The organism is Nitrospirota bacterium (genome assembly GCA_030645475.1).
In the GTDB taxonomy this organism is placed as follows: domain Bacteria; phylum Nitrospirota; class Nitrospiria; order Nitrospirales; family Nitrospiraceae; genus Palsa-1315.
Genome location: JAUSMA010000015.1, coordinates 233577 through 250318, shown reverse-complemented (window position 1 = coordinate 250318; position 16742 = coordinate 233577). Strand labels below are relative to the sequence as shown.

Here is a 16742-nt window from a genome sequence, read left to right as displayed (position 1 = left end):
CGGTCGGCAATGCCGACGATCTCAATCGACGGGATTTGGTGCAGCAGATCCAACAGCGCGCGGCCGCCGCGACCTGCTCCCAGAATGGCGACCTTGGTAGGGTCGGAATGTTCCATTCAGGCGGTCTCCCTATGGCAGAGTTGGAACTCTTGTGCCGAGGAGGGCAAGGAGGGGAATGCCTCTCCTCGGCACAGCGGGGGTGGAGGCTCATGGTTACAGTCGCGCAAGCTCCCGCTGCTCCATGGCCCGTGCGACGGCTGACCGTAGTTTCTCGCCTTCGACCGGTTTGACGAGATAATCTACCACGCCTTGCCGGAGGAAGGAGGTCGCCATATCGGTATCCGGGAAGCCGGTCAGCACGATGAGCGGGACATGCGGGTAGTTGCTTCGGAAGTAGGCGATGGCTTCGGCTCCATTGACCTTTGGCATGCGGATATCGCAGATCATCACATCCAGCATGAGCCGGTTCTCACCGCTGTTGATCGTCTCAATGGCTTTCTCACCGTTCTCAGCCTCAAGGACATCATAGCCCGCTTTCTGCAGCGTCATCTTCACGACTTTACGAATATCCGGCTCATCGTCCACCACCAACACCCGTCCGTTGCAGGCCTCTCCACCGACAAAGAATCCAGATTTGAAGTCACTCATGGCACCCTCCTTGGTTGATAGTGAGATGTGTTTTCCTCCTGGCCCCCTCACATGCTCTTGAACTACGTAAGTCGCAATGCGCGTGCCAGCATGACTGCGTAGAAAGGATTCGGGTTTCCCTGCAAACATGCGTTTTCGGTCACAGGGCGCGTAGGCACGTGGTTGATACCCACCAGCATGTGCTGAAAACCACCACCAATGAGACTCGACAGTGACGTGAGCGTTGCCGTTTCTGGTATTCACCGCGAGCGACGAAACGAGCATGGTCCCTGCGAGGATGCGAGAGCGAAAGGCCTGTGGCTCGTCGATCGGATGAATCACATCTGATGCGGGACTGGATGAGAAGGGATACAGGGCTCAATAGCGTTCATGCTCTCGGAATGGGGCTTTCGGAGCCTGCTGTCGCGATTAAGCCCTGTTCATTGGCTTTGAATTGCCTTTCAGTCTGGCGCTAGGGTATCCTGACAGCACAATGAAATTGGAGAGTTTATGATCACGCCAGACGTGTTGACCGATTATGTGCGAAAGACGATGCCGGATGCTGCGGTGACGGTCTTGGACCGGACCGGTACGATGGATCATCTCAAAGTGGTGGTGATTTCGGCAGCGTTCGCGGGAAAGAACCTGTTGGACCGGCATCGCATGATCTATCAAGCATTAGATGTTCCGATGAAGGACGGGCGGATTCATGCGCTCGAACTCACAGCCAAAACCACAGACGAAGCCTAGCAGGATGCTGAAACCGTCCGCCAGCGTCGTTCTCGGCTCCTCGAAATCCTCAACGTACCCTCTGGGGTACGCCTCCGGTTTCGACTTGCCTGCGGCCTTGCTGGACAGACTGTTTGAGCATCCTGCGTAGTGTGCTTCCGTTGTGCCAGATGTACGGACAGTTGAACTTTCGTGTGCCAACATAGTTTATCCGCAACTTGCGAGGAGGCCGAGCCATGGCAGATTCCATTCAAGATGAAATTAACAAAGAAGTCGCCGCACACAAGATTTTGATCTACGGCAAGGGCACCAAGCAGATGCCGATGTGCGGGTTCACGCGAGAGACGATACAGTTCTTCGATAAGTACGGATATCCGTTTGAACTGATCGACGTCCTCACTCAACCAAGCAAGCGAGAAGCGCTCGCAAAAATGACCAACTGGCCGACGCTTCCTAAGGTGTTCATCGACGGACAGTTTTACGGCGATACCGATGTGCTGGACCCGATGGCGGCCAAAGGCGAGATGGAGCCGCTGCTGAAAAAAGCATTCGGGAAATAAGATAGTCGAGAAGAAGTTCGGGAAGGGCGTCTGTCAAACTCTCCTGCTCGCGCAACGCGCGGCCTCCGAAGGCCCTCGTTGGACGCGCGCAATCGAGAGTTCGACAGACGCCCTTCCTGTTTTTATCATTCAGCGGCTTGAGCGGGGAAGGTAAGAGGGGAAGGGCCTGGCTTGGTCCTCCCTGCTCACGGAACCCCCACGGTGAAGCGGTGGTCGTCCGACGTGCGCAGGGAGGACCGAGCCAGGCCTCTTTGGAGATATTCTGTAGGAGCTTGTCTTAATGGATAAAGCGACAACCACTCGATAGGCGGTTGCGATCAGTGGCTAGACTGGTAGGAAGACGTAGGGTATAAAGATGTCCATAAACTCTCGATGAGACATCCTGAGGTGTATTAATTGGACGGGAGCTCAGAAGTCCGTAACTTATACGGACCCACCTGATCATTGTTAGACGGCTCACAAAGAATGGTGATGAACACATGCCTTCTTTCTTTCCTGCCTCAATCCGAGATAGCACGCGAGTTATGATGTTCGTGGATGGCGAAAATCTTGCGAAACGTTACTTTGCGATGCGAGGTGATGAGCGTCAGCGAGAGCATGTCGTCTTTGCCAAGGATATCTTTGTCTGGTCGCGTTATGCCAACCGAGATCACTTCCCGCAAGTAGTCAGACGGCACTATTACACGTCGGCCCCTGGGGATCGTGATGCTCTCGGCGCGATCGAGAATCAATTACGGGCCGTTGGAATCGAAGCGCCGCGCGTGTTTCATCGCCCAAAGTCCGGCCGATCCAAGCGAGTTGATATTACATTGGCAACGGAAATGCTCACGCATGCTCACCGAAAAAACTTCGACGTGGCAGTGCTTGTCGCGGGGGACGAGGACTATGTGCCATTAGTAGAGGCAGTCAAGCGTGAAGGTCAGCAGCTCGTCCTTTGGTTCGTTGAGGATGGGCTAAGTGCTTCCCTTCGTGCCGCAGCCGATCACTTCTGGAACATAGGTGAAGTTTTATTCGTGGACCGAAAAGATGAACCAGCGTTTACCGAGCTCTATGGTTAGTCAGGTGGACTTTCAGCGTCGGAGTCGTTTAATCACAGCGTTGCTGTTGACGAATCCGGGGGAGTTGAGAGTCGGCTCGTGACTGCGCCTGCTATCCTGATCCGCTTATTTCATTTTCAAGAGTAGCCTGGTCGATCCTCGATTGCGCGCATCGAACGAGCACTTTCTGAACGTGCGCGTTCTGCGAGCAAGAAGGGCACCTGACCGCTCCCGCCCCGCCTCTCGTCAGCCCTGAATCAGAGCGCATAGGTGGCCGGTGGACTCTCGGAATGCTTTCCGGTCGCCTATATGGTCCAGGGTGTTTGTTGCGATCCATGAATCACAGCGATAATGTCCACTTGGTCTGGCTTGATGTGATAGATGACTCGGTAGGGACCTTCTAGAACTTCCCGTATCTGTGGGAGCTCCACTTCAGGGACGATGCAGCCAGATTGGGGGAAGGCGCCGATTTGCTGGGAACGTCTGGTGAGACGGTCAACGATTCTCAGGGCGTACTCTGGTGAGCTCTGCCCGATGTAGGCATGAATGTTTCGCAGATGGCTTATGCGGTATCGGTCCAGTGGACCCTCACGCCAGCAGTCCGAACGAGGAGCGCACCTGATCGACATCGGTCGTTCGCCCCGCCTGGCTGTCAGCCAATCCCGCCTCAACAGCCTGCCGGACGTAAATTTCGTGTATGAGGTCCTCCCATGTGGAGTTCTCAGGGAGCTTCTCTACCAGCCTGCGGGCTTCTTCCTTAATGCTCGGAGTAGCCATATGTTTCACTCCTCTGTTTCTGCAATGAAACCAGCTATACGATAGGCAGGAGCTTGAATCAATGAACCGAAATTTACGGGGGTGGGCTCATGAACTCAGTGTGAGGGGCTGCCACACGGAAGGCTTCGCCGATCCCCCCCTTGATGGTCGTTTCACTACCGCTTCGCTTCCGGCGGTGGCCAGTTCATTTCGGTGTGTCTGCCGCAGTAGTAGCAGGAGAGGCGGTACCGGCCTTTGCGGCGAGGATTCGGTAACGATGTAAAGGTGATGGGGGTATCGTCGAAGGGGCAACTGGGTTGATCGTGTAGGAGATGCACCTCGGCCATCATCGTGATCGAGGCATCGTCCCAGGGTGGGGTTGTCTGCTCTTTGCCGGTAATCTGTTCCTTTGTATGGCACCGTTCGCATTCGGCTTCGTAGGTCTTGATCTTGGCGAGATGGGGCGTGAGGTCTGTCACGTCCATCGCTCCGTCGCAGCCTGGCTTGGCACAGGTCACATGTTCATGTTGTAGGGCCTGGAGAAACCGACTGTGTGCTGTTCGTTCCTGTTCTGTTTTCATAGTTTCCTCATTCCTCCTTATTCCTCACTGAGGGTGGCCTGAAGTGCCCTTTGATTGCGCGCATCGGACGGTATACATGCTCCCTCAAAGCTTGCTCGTTATCTCCCAAGGGATGGGGGCTGATTGATCTTCCACTGCGCGCGTCCAACGATTGCCTTCTGAGGCCGCGCGATGCGCTAGCACAGAAGATCAACAGGCTCCATCCCCTCCGCTGTTCTGCGAGCAAGAAGGGCACTCAGGCTACCCGTCATATCCCCCATGCTCCACTGATTTGAATGTTGGCTCCATTTACGTAGCGGGCTTCGTCACTCAGGAGGTACCGTACCGCCCCGACGGTGTCATCAATCGTCCCAATATAGCCGGCGGGGATTCGTTTGGTCATGCCTGCGAGTTCTTCCGGCGGCGCACTGCCTGAATCGATGAAGCCTGGGGAAATCGCATTGACGGTAATGCCATGTGGCGCCAGCAATTTGGCCAGCGTGCGGGTTAGAATCAAGACTCCAGCCTTGGCGATGTAATGGGCCGTGACGTCCGGCTGTGAAATCATCTGGTCGGCATTGGCCATGCTGAAATTGATGATGTGCCCTGATTTTCTGGTCTTCATGCCTGGTGCGACGGCTTGCGCCAGATAGAAGATCGGATGGAGGTTGCCGTCGAACATCTCGTTCCAGCCTTCGACGGTTTCGTCGAATAGGTTCACGCGATGGTAGGGCCCTGCGCCGTTGATCAGCGCGTCGATCCGTCCCCATTGCTGTTCGACGTGAGTCACGAGCCCTTTGGCCGCCTGGGCGTCCGACACGTCACAACGAATCGAGAGCACACGGCCCCCAAGGCTGGTGATGGCCTCGGCTGTGGCTCTGGCCTCTGCGTCGCTTGTGCGGTAGCAGATGGCAACTGACCATTGTTGTGCCGCGAGGTCGAGCGCGATCCCCCGTCCAATGCCTTTGGCCCCGCCTGTGATGAGCGCCACTTTCTCTGTCATCAGTGATCCCTTATGCGGTGTGACCGATTGCTGATCTTATCGAGTCTTGAGTCTGGTCGCGAGCAGCTGCAAGGTGCCGGCTGTTCGCATGGAAAAGGTCCGGTCTTGTTTGGGTTTCTTATTGTCTTCTTGGCATTCTGTGGTGAGCGATTGCAAGTCTGCGATGGTATCCACGTCGCGCCAGGCGGTGGTGAGTCCGACGGATAAGCCCAGCCCCTTGGCTTTTTGCTGTGTGACGGCAAGAACTTGATCGGTGGACCAGGGCACTCCGGTAAAGAGTTTTTCTACTGGCTGTTTGATGCCGATCAAGTAGTACCCTCCATCGAGAGCCGGCCCTAAGACCAGGTCCGAGCGGCCGAGCATCGTAAAGGCCTCTTGATACACCGAGAGCGGCAATGTCGGGACATCGGTTCCCACAATGATCACTTGCTTGTAGCCTTTCGCGAAGAGATCGACTGAGGTGCGGTGCATCCGCTGGCCGAGATCCTCTCCTACTTGATCGAGCAGGTGGACGCTCTGCCGTTCTTCCATGATTTTGAAGAACACGAGTTCGGAGGATGGCGCGCAGGCCAGGTAGCGATGGAACGGGAGCTGCAGTTTGGCGACCGCGAGTTTGGATCGTTCCAGCATGTCGAGGACAAAGCTGCCGTGCAGGGTGGCGGCCTCGTCAGGGGTCAGTGGCGGGCAGAGCCTGGTCTTGACCTCGCCTGGGATCGGAGCTTTGGCAAAGATCACCAGCGCGCATTCGATGCGCGCCTGGTGTGAGGCGAGGGGCGATGGGCGAGAGGGGGAATGAGCGCTCTTTTTATTTTCTGATTCGTGTTTCATCTGTTCCTTTGGTCCATGGCCTCGTGCCCCTCGCCCCGCGCCGTCTCGCGCACCGTCGCATAGAGGTGTGCGAGACGATGCGGCGATACCCCGATCCAATAGAGGAATCGCAGTGCCCACATCAAGAGGATTGTCGGCAATGGCCCCTGCTGCTCCCAGCGGCGGAAGGAGGTGGTCACGGTTGCGGTCAGGGCTGCAGTCACGCCCCTTCGTTTGAGTCTGCGGGAGAAATCGATGTCCTCCATCAACGGCACATCGGCGAAGCCTCCCATTTGTTCGAAGATGGGACGACGGACGAAGAGGGCCTGGTCGCCGGTGGCGATGCCGCTTATTCTCGAGCGCCAGTTCATCATGCTGCTGATGATGGAGCCCCACCTCGATGGGCGATCGAATCGGACATCGAACCGTCCTCCCACCAGATCCTGCCCGGCCATCGCCGTCTCGATCACAGTCTTTGCGTCGTCTGGAAGCTGCGTGTCGGCGTGGAGAAATAATAAGATTTCCCCTCGGCTGGCCTTTGCGCCTTCGTTCATCTGGCGGGCCCGCCCGCGTGGAGCAGGCAGCAGTCGAACGGGACTGAGCACTGAGTGCTGAGTCCTGAGCCGATAGGACTCAACGAGTAGGGGAGTCTGGTCATGGCTGCCACCATCCGCCACGATCAGCTCATCGAAGCCGAGGGCTGCGGTCTGTGCCAGGGTGGCCATGATCGTCCGTTCTTCGTTGAGCGTAGGGATGATGACGGAAATCGTCATCGCCATGGTTGTTAGCAGTCTGCAAGAAAATTATTGTGGTGCACTAGAATTTTAATGGCTCGCACGGATGGCACACCAGAATGGCAATTCGATAGGATGCTCAAACAGGCCGTCCAGCAAGGCCGCAGCGAGTGAAGGGCCGAGGCGTACCCCCTGGGGTACGTTGAAGGGTCTGAACGATGCGAGAACGCTGCTGGCGACCTGTTTCAGCATCCTGTTAGGCAGGCTTCTTCGGTTCGTTGAACATGAAGTACATAACGACCACTACGGTCGACCAAAACACCACTTGCTTGTGCCAGAAGAGGACTTCTCCATAGTGGAAGAAGATGGCTGCGAGCAGGAGGGAGGCGCCGATGAGGCTGTAGCGGAGGGTCATGTTTTCGACGACCGCATTGGCCCATACGGCGACCCCGCCGAAATAAATTAAGAGAGGAATCACGTCGATCTCGAATCCTCCGCTGATCGAGAGAAAGATGTCGAGAAAGCCGATGAAAATCAGGGCGGTGCCCACGATCATCCCGGCGACACGCATTTGATTGTCGCTCCCGGAGTCGTCATCTGATTCTGGGCGCACCGGCTTGTTGGTTGGCTCTAGCTGCATGGGCAACTGGTTCCTAACTGTTCGTGAAATGTGAAACGTCCGAATAGGGAGCAAGATACGCGTTTTGCCGGATGCTCAAACAGGCCAGACTTCTCACCCGCCCAACCCCGGTGCGCCAAGACGCACCTTGTCCCAAGCAAGGCCGCAGCGAGTGAAGGCCCGAGGCGTACCCTTGGGGGTACGTTGAGGGTCTGAACGAAGCGAGAACGACGCTGGCGGACTGTTTCAGCATCCGGCTATACCTTGAAATGTTTGCTCAGGGTCAGTCCCTGGCGCTGATACGAAGACCCAAGCGCCGAGCCATAGAGCTGACCGGGGCGCGCGAGCATCCTGTCGTATACAACCTTGAAGAAGGTTTGTCCATCATGGATCAGGAAGGGAACGTCGTGGGGGCGGACTTCCAAGACCACTTGGGTGCCGTGCAACTCGCCTTGGCCGTACCCGAACCCCGGATCGAAAAACCCGGCGTAGTGGGTCCGCAACTCGCCACAGGCTGCTTCGAAGGCGACCATCTCGGCCGCGTAGCCGGCCGGCACACGGATCCGCTCTTTCGACGCGAGAATGTAAAATTCTTCCGGCTCCAAGAGGAGGCTGTCCTGGCGGTGGCGGTAGAGGGGCTCCCAAAAATCGAGCGCCGCATAATGGCCGACCTTCGAGAGATCGATGACGTGACTATTCTTCTTCGCCCGATAGCCGATAATCGGCGAGGTGCTTCGGTCGTCTCCCTTTAGGTCGATGCGGAGAAATAGGCCGCGGTCCGTACGGAAATCGCGGGTGCCCAGTGCCTGCTTGGTGGGGAGGTTGTGGTAGAGCAAGGGCTCCCGTTTGTGGAGCGTTTGCAATGACCGGTCCGGCACAGTGGCGTCGCCGCGCACGAAGCGAATTTGATTGAGGGAGTACCCGGTCTTCACTTTGATCGTGAACGAGCGAGGGACGATCTCCAGATAGAGGGGCCCGGTATAGCCAGCTCGGATTTCATCGAATCCCGTATTGAGATCCGTCACGACGCGGGTAAAGACGTCTAGCCGTCCGGTCGTACTTTTGGGATTGGTCCTTGCCCGGATCGTCTTGGGTAACGTCACCCGTTCCAGGAGCGGCACCAAATAGACATGGCCCTTTTCGAGGATGGCTCCCTCGGTCAGGTCCATCTCGTACATCACAAGATCGGACTGATAGAAGTCCAGGACGTTGAGCCGGCTCGTAATATCGGACAGTTCCGGCAAAAAGCTGCTGATCAACCGATAGGCCTTGCGCCCGAGCCGCAGGTCGAGGCTGGCCGGCTGAATTTGGCGGTCTTCGATCGGTACGTCGGCTTGGATGGCCCCGCTCGCGATCAGCTGCTTAATCTGTTGGTAGGGCAAAATGCCCTGCGTGGTTCTGGTGCTCACAGGTCGTCGTGCTCTCCATTACTACATGAGTTCAGTGAAGGCCCTGCGCTGACCATCGGCAGCTCGCGGGACGAACCCTGTTTCGGCTGAGGATAGTGGAAGGCCTTGCCCTCATAGTTTTTCAAGAGGACTCCCTCGGCATCCATGTGCACCATATAGTCGCCGGGAAGCAAGGGGATCTTACCGCCGCCGCCTGGCGCATCGATCACGAAATGTGGGACGGCCATTCCGCTGGTATGGCCCTGCAGCGATTTAATGATGTTCAATCCCGTTTCGACCGTGGTGCGGAAGTGATTCGTGCCCTTGGTCAGGTCGGCTTGATAGAGATAGTAGGGCTTGATGCGCGCGAGCAGGAGCTGATGCATCAAGCGCTTCATGATTTCAGGGTCGTCGTTGACGCCTTTCAATAGTACGGTTTGCGCGCCAAGCGGCACACCGGCATCGGCTAACATCCCACAGGCCGCTTTGACGGCCGGAGTGAGTTCGTCCGGATGGTTGAAGTGCAGGTTCATATAGATGGGGTGATACTTCTTCACGATCGCGCAGAGTTCCGGGGTGATCCGTTCCGGCAACGTGCCGGGCACCCGAGAGCCCAGGCGAACCAGTTCCAGATGTGGGATGGTGCGCAGGGCTTTGAGAATTCGCTCCAGTAAATGATCCGGCAGGAGCAGCGGGTCGCCGCCGGAGAGGATGACGTCGCGCACTTCGGTATGTTCCCGCAAGTAGGCGATGGCTTGATCGAGTTCGCCTTTCTTGAGGAAACCCGGTTTCCCGACCAGCCGCTTTCTCGTGCAGAAGCGGCAATAGATCGGGCACTGATTCGTGACCATCAGCAGGACGCGATCCGGATAGCGGTGGACGAGGTGCGGGACCGGGCTCATGAGGTCCTCTTCGAGCGGATCGTCTTCCGCTTCGAAGTCATCCATTTCGGCGATGTCCGGGACCACCTGTTTCCAAATGGCGTCGCCCTTTTCCTTAATCGTCGCCATCACCGTGGGGGTAATGCGCATTGGATAGTCGCCGACGATGGCTTCGATTTCTTTTACGTCGACACCGAGCCGCTCCGCCAAGTCTTTGGGTTTCACGATGCTGTCAGCGAGTATGCGTCTCCAAGCTTCCATGCGGTCTCCTTTGCTGTCGAGTGGATCGGCAGGTTGTTCGATTAACGACCCGGGATCCGGTCCTGACCGTACGTCTTGTCCAAATAGTCGAGAATGTCGTCGGTTTCCGTCAACACCCGGTCTCCATCCTTGAGGACGGGAACATAGTACTGGCCCGAGACTTCGTGGACGATTTTGCGCATCGGCCTGATGTCGGGCACGATGACCTGCTCGTAGTCGATGTGGAGGTCCGCCAGCTTGTCGCGCACGACTTCACAGTCGGGGCACCAGGCAACATGATAGAGAGTTAAAGCCATAGCACTCAGCACTCAGCACTCAGGTTCTTCATCGCTGCGCAGGGCACCATGACGGCGTCCTTCATTCCGTGGATCACTTTCTTGTCCGATGAACAGACGGTTGCCAGGATACCAGCCAGCTCGATCGTTTCGCCACTCACGAAATAATAGGGGGAGAGCCTGGCACGACCGGACATCCGGTTCATGTCGCCGCTGATGGGATCGAAGTAATCGAGGTCGTACAGGCGGCCCTTATGAAACTCCTGCAGGATATAGGGCGTTTGGGGAAACGAGGCCAGGGCCTTGTCGATGGCAGCAGCCCATTCATGTTGCGGCATATCGTGGCCAACCGACACCCCTCGGCTGCCCCAGGCGAGTTCGGAGAATCCCGATGGCTTGATCACCAAGTGCCGTTCTTTCTGAGTGGCCGTGGCCAGATCGCGCCAGTTCATCACGGCCCGTCCGCCCATTGCCAACCCAGGAATCGTGGCGGATGGAGGGATCGGCGCAGGATCGAGAATCCACGTACGAGGCATGATCGTCGTCAGATGCAGGAAGACCTCTTGCCCCAAGGCTTGCTCCCAGAAGGGGCGTAGGGCCGGGTGATGGAGCAGGGCAAAGGCGAGCTTTTCTTCCAGCGCCGGCTTATAGGGCGGCGTGACGGCGACCCGGTCCTTCTTGACCGCATATTGGACAAGTTCTGATTTGGGAATATTGAGCAGGTCGAATAACTCGTAGAAGCGATAGATCAAGGCGATCGGCAGATCGATTCCTTCGTGGGTGATCCGGAGGCCTTCTTCCGTGAATCGAACCTGTCGAGGCTCCACGCAATAGGCGTCGACCCCGATCGCTCGCAGCCGGGCCGTGAGCCACGTCATTTCCGGTCGATAGTCTTTGGCTTCTTCCGACAGCAGAATCGCGATGCAGCCGGTATGCTGGGCGAGCTGGGCCTTCAGCATGGCCGCAAATCCTTGCACCATCCCGTCGGGCCCTCCCACGAGCGACAGCCCATCAGTCTGCGCATCGGCATAGAGCGACGAGAGGCAGGCCGTCATGCCGATCCCGCCTGGGACTGAGTCGAGTTCGGTGATGACCATACCATCCTGGGTGGGGATGACGTCCGGTCGGATGACGGCGGGGAGGTGATCGCGAAATCGCTTCATCCGGCTGTACGTGATCAGACCTTCCGGCTTGCCTTGGTCGAGGTATCCCGCGATCCAGGTCGGTTGGAGGCCTCGCACACTGTCGAGGTAGAGGCGGTTCAGCGCCCGATAAAACGAAAGGAGCTGCGGGCCAAGCCGGTGAAAAAAGTCTAACTGCTCTTGGGTGACGGTGAATGGCGTGGTAGCGATTCGCCAGGTCGTCGTCGCGGCAACCGCTCCGGGAACCGGTTCTTGTCCTGGCAGAGCCGGAAAGAGGCCCGCGTGGCTCAGTTGGTCACGGATGATCGCGCAGCGATGAAGGAGGTCGGAGGTAGCCAAATCAGACAGAGGGGGTGTCCATGTCAATGAGAGCCTTTCATGCGAGGGCAACGAACTCTAACACGAGGATTTAGGATCGTACAAGGGGCGAGGGGCGCGAAGGGGAAGAGGCGGTGAGATCGACGCAAGGTTATGGCAGCCGGTGCTAATGGAGCGGACAACGGGAGGCAATATATTGCGGCACATGATGAGGAGGGACGCCAGTGAAAAGGTGACATCCCCTTGGGCCCTCCTGCAGAATGGTGCTAGTATACGCGACATATCGATTGGAATCCTCCCATGTCCGACTGTACCGATGAACTGCTGGGCCTGTCCGTGACATTATCAACCGCGCTGCCACAACTCGTGCCGAGCCGTAGCTGTCTACAGTGCGATGTCTGTTGTCGCTTTCCGGACCCCGACAGTGCCCTGCGTCCCTATTTTACCGGGGACGAAATTACCAGAGCCCTGACTGGGGGCATTGAGAGCACGGCCTTTCCCGATCGGCGAGGCTCGCAGGTAACTCTGGTTCCAGTCCCCCATGGAGAGGGCTATCTCTGCCCGGCATTCGACTCAGCGACGTCACAGTGCCGTATCTATGAGCAGCGCCCGCTCGATTGTCAGCTCTATCCACTGGCGCTGATGTGGAATGAGGCGCACGACCAGATTTTTTTGGGGTGGGATACGAAATGTCCGTTTATGCGAGAGGAAATTCCGGGAGAGATCCAGCATCATGCCGACCGGGTGATGGCGTTGCTGGATCAACCAGGCATCCGTGAAGAGCTTGTCACACACCCTCGGCTCGTCGGACGGTTTCAAGAGGACGTGATTGTGCTGGCCCCCCTTCCAGATATGACAGCCGCAGTTGCCGCTCGGTGGGGGACCCTGTCGCTGCAGCGTCTGACGGTAGACGATATCCCTCGACTGACGATAGCGCTGGATCGGTCTGGATTTGGCGGGCCTCAATCGCCTGCCGCCTATTCGCCGATCTATCACTATATGAGTAACGGGCTGTTAGCCTATTGGTGGATGGAGCTTCACGGGGCCTTGTGCCTCTTTGCGCAATCGCCGGACGGGTGGTTCATGCTCTTGCCTCCGTTGGGGACCGGCTCCATCGACGCACCATTGTCTGCCGCGATGGAGCTGCTGCGGCGCTGGAACGGTGACTCGTCGGTCAGCCGAGTTGAGAACGTGTCGGCCCAGTTGGCACCAAAGTTTGAGCGGCTGGGATATCGTCTGACGCCCAAGGAACCAGACTATCTGTACCGTGCAACGGACCTCGCAGCTCTGGCGGGCGACAGATATAAATCTCAGCGCGCATTGTGCAATCGATTCGAGCGAGAGCAGACCTGTGAGGTGGACAGCTATCAGCTTGGCGACCGTGAGGGCTGTCGTGTCCTCCTCGGGGACTGGTCCCGCCAGAAGCAAGCGGAAGGGCTTGAGTCGTTCGGCGAGATGCTGCTGGCTGATGCGGAGTCGGTGCATGAAGTCCTGTGGTCGCATGCGCCGGTCCTTCAGATCAGCGGGACGGTCGTCAGGATTCAGGGCCGGATCTGCGCCTATACCTTCGGCTATTGGTTGACGGACGCGACATTCTGTGTCCTCCTAGAGGTAGCGGATCGGACTCTTCCCGGTCTGGCGCAATATCTATTTCGTGAGACCTGTCGGATGGCTGTATCGAAAGGGGCCGGCTACATCAATACGATGGATGATGCAGGGCTGCCAGGCCTGCGTGCATCTAAACAGGCCTATCATCCGGCTCTGCTGATTCCCAATTTCGTCGCTTCCCCGGCGCGTGAATCATGAAGACGTCAATGGCCCTCTCATTCCTCGATCTGCGCCGCTATCGCTGGTTGCCCTATCTCATTATTGCCATGTCCCTGCTCGCACTTATCGCCGGCGCCCGGCTGATTCAGTTCGTTGAGTCTCGACTGGTGGTGGCGACGGGGGAAGAGTTGACGCTTGCCGCAGCGGAAGTGGCCGAGAAAACCGATCGGATGTTGTTCGAACGCCAGGGCGACGCCCTCATGATGGCCCGCGCCTTTTCGTTGCGCGCCTCGGATCCGAGATACCTGTCCGAGTATTTGAAGTGGATGAAGACCGCCTATTCCCCGGTGTATCTGTGGCTCGCGGTCACGGATAGTCAGGGCTCGATTGTGGCGGCGACAGAGTCTTCGCTGACGGGGCATGACTATAGCCAGGCCCCATGGTTTTTGGCCGCGCGTGCGACGCGACGACTGGACGTGGCCGATGTGGCCGCGCATGAGACGGACAGTGGTGTCGATGCCATTGCCCTTACGGCTCCGATTCTCGACTCGCAAGGCACGTTCCTGGGCGTCGTGACCACGCGGGTGGGGATTCCATTTTTGGAGGAGGTCACCACCAGGACCATTCGCGCGCTTGAAGATCGACAGGGCGGGGGTGGGCGAGTCGAATATCAAATGGTGACGCAGCAGGGCAAGGTGTTTGTCGATTCGATGGTGTCCTCTTCGGAGAATCTCAATCTCAAGACCATGGGGCTCCCGTCGGTGCTGTTGAGTGAGGCTGGAGATCCGGGGTTTATCGAAGAGGAGCATTTGCGCCGGCATGTTCCAGTGGTGACAGGCTATGCGAAGACCCAGGGGTTTGGAGAGTTTGTCGGGTTGGGCTGGACGGTCCTGGTGCGCATGGATCGGCAGGATATTTTGGCACCGATTCATACGTTCATGTGGAAAGCTGGAATCATTGCCGGAGTGGTCTGGATTCCCATGTTGGTGTTGTTGCTGTGGTCCACGGCGCGATTGCGCGCTGAACATCGACAGGCGCAACAAGAAAGTGCCTGGGCGAAGGCCGCCGAGACCGCGCTACTCCAAAGCCAGGAGCGAAACCGAGCCATCGTCGATACCGCGCTCGATGGGGTGATCACGATCGACTCGACCGGGATTGTGACTGATTGGAATGCGCAGGCCACGGCGATTTTCGGATGGTCTCGCGAGGAAGCGCTCGGAAGGGCCCTGGCTGAAACCATTATTCCTGAGCGGGATCGTCAGGCGCACGAACGGGGCATTCGTGAGTTTCTCCGGACCGGGGCCGGCGCAATCCTGAACCGCCGGATTGAAATTGTCGCGCAACACCGGAACGGCTGGGAGCTTCCCGTCGAGCTGGCGGTGTCTCCGGCTAAGATCGGGGATGCCTATATTTTCAGTGCCTTCATTCGGGACATTACCGACCGCCGCCGGGCTGAACGGCGCCTGGCATCTCAGTATGCGGTGACGCGAGTCCTGTCCGAGTCGACGACCCTGGAAGAGGCGGTCCCGAAAATTATTCAGGCGGTTGGGGAGAGCTTGGAATGGGATCTGGGCGTCTTCTGGCGGGTGGATAAGGCAGCTGGGTTGTTGCGCTGCCTCGATCAGTGGAAGTCGTCATCTGTGCAAGCCGATCCGTTTACGATGGTGACCTGGCAGCAGGTATTTCTTCGGGAAGAAGGCTTGCCCGGGCGTATTTGGGCCAGCGGCAAGTCGGCCTGGGTGACAGACGTTGCGCTGGATACGAATTTTCCTCGTGGCGTGCAGGCTCAGGAGGCTGGGCTCCATGGGGCGTTTGGATTTCCTGTGCTCATCGGAAGTGAGATCGAGGGTGTCATCGAACTCTTCAGCCGTCAGGTCCGGCAGCCCGATGACGAGTTGTTGCGAATGGTGGAAGACATCGGCCTCAAGATCGGCCAGTTCGGAGAGCGGGCTCGAACGGAAGGGGTGCTTCGGGAAACCGAAGCCCAATTGCGCCAAGCCCAGAAAATGGAAGCCGTCGGGCGATTGGCCGGCGGCGTCGCGCACGATTTTAACAATCTCCTCACCGTGATTCGAGGGTACAGCGAGTTGCTGCTTGGCCGGCTGGGACCCACCGATGCCATGCGGAAAGATATGGAGGAGATCAAGAAAGCGGCCGACCGGGCATCCGGGCTGACTCGTCAATTGCTGGCGTTCAGCCGCCGTCAGTTTATTGCGGCGAAAGTGCTGGATCTCAACGCCCTCGTGGCCAACATGGATGGCATGTTGCGGCGTCTCATCGGTGAGGATATCGTCGAACTCTGCACGGAACTCGACTCCTCAGCTGGCGCCATCAAGGCGGATCCCGGACAGGTCGAGCAGGTCATTATGAATCTGGTGGTCAATGCGCGCGATGCGATGCCTAAGGGCGGGCGGCTGACGATTCAAACCAAAAATGTGACGATCGGTAAAGGGGCGCGCCTGGATGCCGTCGGGGTCGAGCCGGGATCCTATGTGCTGCTGTTGGTTCGCGATACCGGTCATGGAATGGATGCCGAGACTCGGTCTCACCTGTTCGAGCCGTTTTTCACGACGAAGGAGCAGGGAAAAGGGACAGGACTAGGACTCTCAACCGTCTATGGCATCGTCAAGCAGAGCGGGGGGAGCATTATGGTGGAGAGTGCTCCTGCCAAGGGCACGACCTTCCGGATCTACTTCCCACGGGTCGAGGCCGAGGCGCCGGGGGCAGCGGGGGCGACCGAAACGATCGATCCGGCGCGTGGCCGCGAAACGATTCTCTTGGTCGAAGACGAACCGGCGGTTCGGGGGCTGGTACACGAAACATTGCGGCTGCATGGCTATACGGTACTGGAGGCGCGTCACGGTATCGAAGCCCTCCTCACCAGCACCAAATACGTGGGGCCCATCCATCTGTTGTTGACGGATGTCGTGATGCCACAGATGAGCGGCCCCGAAGTCGCAGAGAAGCTCCTCACTGTTCGTCCGGGAATTAAAGTGCTCTACATGTCGGGGTACCCGGACCATCCGGTGTTCGACCAGGGCGGCGTAAGCCGAGAGACGGGGTTCCTGCCCAAGCCCTTCTCCCCGCACGTGTTGGCGCAAAAGGTGCGGGAAATACTCGACGGTGTAAAAGCCGCCTAAGCAAGGGGGTGGTCTCGTAGCCAGGGCATCCCTTTGCTCCCGGAACGCGCACGATGAAACAGTGCTCGTTCGACGGCCGCAGTCAGGATTGCCCTGGCTGCGAGATCTGAGAGAATAGTAAAAGCACAGCATTGGCCA

At 57.9% G+C, this 16742-nt stretch carries 16 protein-coding genes and 1 pseudogene; 5 read left to right on the top strand and 12 right to left on the bottom strand.

The features are described from left to right. Positions 1-213: 213 nt before the first annotated feature. Positions 214-648: a response regulator gene (locus tag Q7U76_04235; protein MDO8355578.1), complete on the bottom strand. Its 435-nt coding sequence runs from the start codon at positions 646-648 to the stop codon at positions 214-216. 489 nt (positions 649-1137) lie between these two features. On the opposite strand from Q7U76_04235, the gene Q7U76_04230 reads away from it, so the two are divergent. The 3 genes from Q7U76_04230 (at position 1138) to Q7U76_04220 (ending at position 2974) form a co-directional block, all read left to right on the top strand. Then, complete coding sequence (locus tag Q7U76_04230) at positions 1138-1377, top strand: BolA family protein (protein MDO8355577.1); 240 nt, start codon at positions 1138-1140, stop codon at positions 1375-1377. 215 nt (positions 1378-1592) lie between these two features. Next, positions 1593-1916, top strand: coding sequence for a glutaredoxin domain-containing protein (locus Q7U76_04225; GenBank protein ID MDO8355576.1), 324 nt, complete (start codon positions 1593-1595; stop codon positions 1914-1916). A 524-nt stretch (positions 1917-2440) separates the two neighbouring features. Then, complete coding sequence (locus tag Q7U76_04220; GenBank protein MDO8355575.1) at positions 2441-2974, top strand: NYN domain-containing protein; 534 nt, start codon at positions 2441-2443, stop codon at positions 2972-2974. Positions 2975-3258: 284 nt separating this feature from the next. Here the strand turns inward: Q7U76_04220 and Q7U76_04215 are convergent. The 11 genes and pseudogenes from Q7U76_04215 to Q7U76_04165 form a co-directional block, all read right to left on the bottom strand. Further along, a pseudogene (locus Q7U76_04215) lies at positions 3259-3545 on the bottom strand (type II toxin-antitoxin system RelE/ParE family toxin). Beyond that, complete coding sequence (locus Q7U76_04210; protein ID MDO8355574.1) at positions 3542-3730, bottom strand: hypothetical protein; 189 nt, start codon at positions 3728-3730, stop codon at positions 3542-3544. The pseudogene Q7U76_04215 and the gene Q7U76_04210 overlap by 4 nt, the downstream one beginning before the upstream one ends. Before the next feature lie 155 nt (positions 3731-3885). Beyond that, a complete protein-coding gene (locus Q7U76_04205; GenBank protein ID MDO8355573.1) occupies positions 3886-4290 on the bottom strand; it encodes a hypothetical protein in 405 nt (134 codons plus the stop codon). Positions 4291-4537: 247 nt separating this feature from the next. Continuing rightward, positions 4538-5272 (bottom strand): SDR family oxidoreductase, encoded by a 735-nt coding sequence (locus Q7U76_04200; protein MDO8355572.1) that lies wholly within the window; start codon positions 5270-5272, stop codon positions 4538-4540. Positions 5273-5308: 36 nt separating this feature from the next. Continuing rightward, on the bottom strand, positions 5309-6100 hold the full coding sequence (locus tag Q7U76_04195) for a TIGR04282 family arsenosugar biosynthesis glycosyltransferase (GenBank protein MDO8355571.1): 792 nt from the start codon (positions 6098-6100) through the stop codon (positions 5309-5311). Further along, positions 6097-6852, bottom strand: coding sequence for a TIGR04283 family arsenosugar biosynthesis glycosyltransferase (locus tag Q7U76_04190; GenBank protein ID MDO8355570.1), 756 nt, complete (start codon positions 6850-6852; stop codon positions 6097-6099). Before Q7U76_04190 ends, Q7U76_04195 begins: the two co-directional genes overlap by 4 nt. 217 nt (positions 6853-7069) lie before the next feature. After that, a complete protein-coding gene (locus tag Q7U76_04185; GenBank protein ID MDO8355569.1) occupies positions 7070-7453 on the bottom strand; it encodes a hypothetical protein in 384 nt (127 codons plus the stop codon). A gap of 236 nt (positions 7454-7689) precedes the next feature. Beyond that, positions 7690-8841 carry a 2'-deoxycytidine 5'-triphosphate deaminase gene (locus tag Q7U76_04180; protein MDO8355568.1) on the bottom strand — a complete coding sequence of 384 codons (1152 nt, stop codon included), beginning with the start codon at positions 8839-8841 and terminating at the stop codon, positions 7690-7692. Then, on the bottom strand, positions 8838-9962 hold the full coding sequence (locus Q7U76_04175) for a KamA family radical SAM protein (GenBank protein MDO8355567.1): 1125 nt from the start codon (positions 9960-9962) through the stop codon (positions 8838-8840). The genes Q7U76_04180 and Q7U76_04175 overlap by 4 nt, the downstream gene beginning before the upstream one ends. A 41-nt stretch (positions 9963-10003) precedes the next feature. Beyond that, positions 10004-10258, bottom strand: coding sequence for a glutathione S-transferase N-terminal domain-containing protein (locus Q7U76_04170; protein ID MDO8355566.1), 255 nt, complete (start codon positions 10256-10258; stop codon positions 10004-10006). A 5-nt stretch (positions 10259-10263) separates the two neighbouring features. Further along, the gene (locus tag Q7U76_04165) at positions 10264-11718 is read right to left on the bottom strand and encodes a hypothetical protein (GenBank protein MDO8355565.1); all 1455 of its coding nucleotides are present in this window, start codon (positions 11716-11718) and stop codon (positions 10264-10266) included. A 279-nt stretch (positions 11719-11997) separates the two neighbouring features. Between Q7U76_04165 and Q7U76_04160 the strand changes: the two genes are divergently transcribed. After that, positions 11998-13503 (top strand): phosphatidylglycerol lysyltransferase domain-containing protein, encoded by a 1506-nt coding sequence (locus Q7U76_04160; protein MDO8355564.1) that lies wholly within the window; start codon positions 11998-12000, stop codon positions 13501-13503. Continuing rightward, on the top strand, positions 13500-16604 hold the full coding sequence (locus Q7U76_04155; GenBank protein ID MDO8355563.1) for a PAS domain S-box protein: 3105 nt from the start codon (positions 13500-13502) through the stop codon (positions 16602-16604). Before Q7U76_04160 ends, Q7U76_04155 begins: the two co-directional genes overlap by 4 nt. Positions 16605-16742: the final 138 nt, after the last annotated feature.

What these genes read in the sequence shown, in the direction of transcription:
- Q7U76_04235 (MDO8355578.1), bottom strand. Translation starts at nt 648, where the DNA reads ATGAGTGACTTCAAATCTGGATTCTTTGTCGGTGGAGAGGCCTGCAAC.
- Q7U76_04230 (MDO8355577.1), top strand. Translation starts at nt 1,138, where the DNA reads ATGATCACGCCAGACGTGTTGACCGATTATGTGCGAAAGACGATGCCG.
- Q7U76_04225 (MDO8355576.1), top strand. Translation starts at nt 1,593, where the DNA reads ATGGCAGATTCCATTCAAGATGAAATTAACAAAGAAGTCGCCGCACAC.
- Q7U76_04220 (MDO8355575.1), top strand. Translation starts at nt 2,441, where the DNA reads ATGATGTTCGTGGATGGCGAAAATCTTGCGAAACGTTACTTTGCGATG.
- Q7U76_04210 (MDO8355574.1), bottom strand. Translation starts at nt 3,730, where the DNA reads ATGGCTACTCCGAGCATTAAGGAAGAAGCCCGCAGGCTGGTAGAGAAG.
- Q7U76_04205 (MDO8355573.1), bottom strand. Translation starts at nt 4,290, where the DNA reads ATGAAAACAGAACAGGAACGAACAGCACACAGTCGGTTTCTCCAGGCC.
- Q7U76_04200 (MDO8355572.1), bottom strand. Translation starts at nt 5,272, where the DNA reads ATGACAGAGAAAGTGGCGCTCATCACAGGCGGGGCCAAAGGCATTGGA.
- Q7U76_04195 (MDO8355571.1), bottom strand. Translation starts at nt 6,100, where the DNA reads ATGAAACACGAATCAGAAAATAAAAAGAGCGCTCATTCCCCCTCTCGC.
- Q7U76_04190 (MDO8355570.1), bottom strand. Translation starts at nt 6,852, where the DNA reads ATGACGATTTCCGTCATCATCCCTACGCTCAACGAAGAACGGACGATC.
- Q7U76_04185 (MDO8355569.1), bottom strand. Translation starts at nt 7,453, where the DNA reads ATGCAGCTAGAGCCAACCAACAAGCCGGTGCGCCCAGAATCAGATGAC.
- Q7U76_04175 (MDO8355567.1), bottom strand. Translation starts at nt 9,962, where the DNA reads ATGGAAGCTTGGAGACGCATACTCGCTGACAGCATCGTGAAACCCAAA.
- Q7U76_04170 (MDO8355566.1), bottom strand. Translation starts at nt 10,258, where the DNA reads ATGGCTTTAACTCTCTATCATGTTGCCTGGTGCCCCGACTGTGAAGTC.
- Q7U76_04160 (MDO8355564.1), top strand. Translation starts at nt 11,998, where the DNA reads ATGTCCGACTGTACCGATGAACTGCTGGGCCTGTCCGTGACATTATCA.
- Q7U76_04155 (MDO8355563.1), top strand. Translation starts at nt 13,500, where the DNA reads ATGAAGACGTCAATGGCCCTCTCATTCCTCGATCTGCGCCGCTATCGC.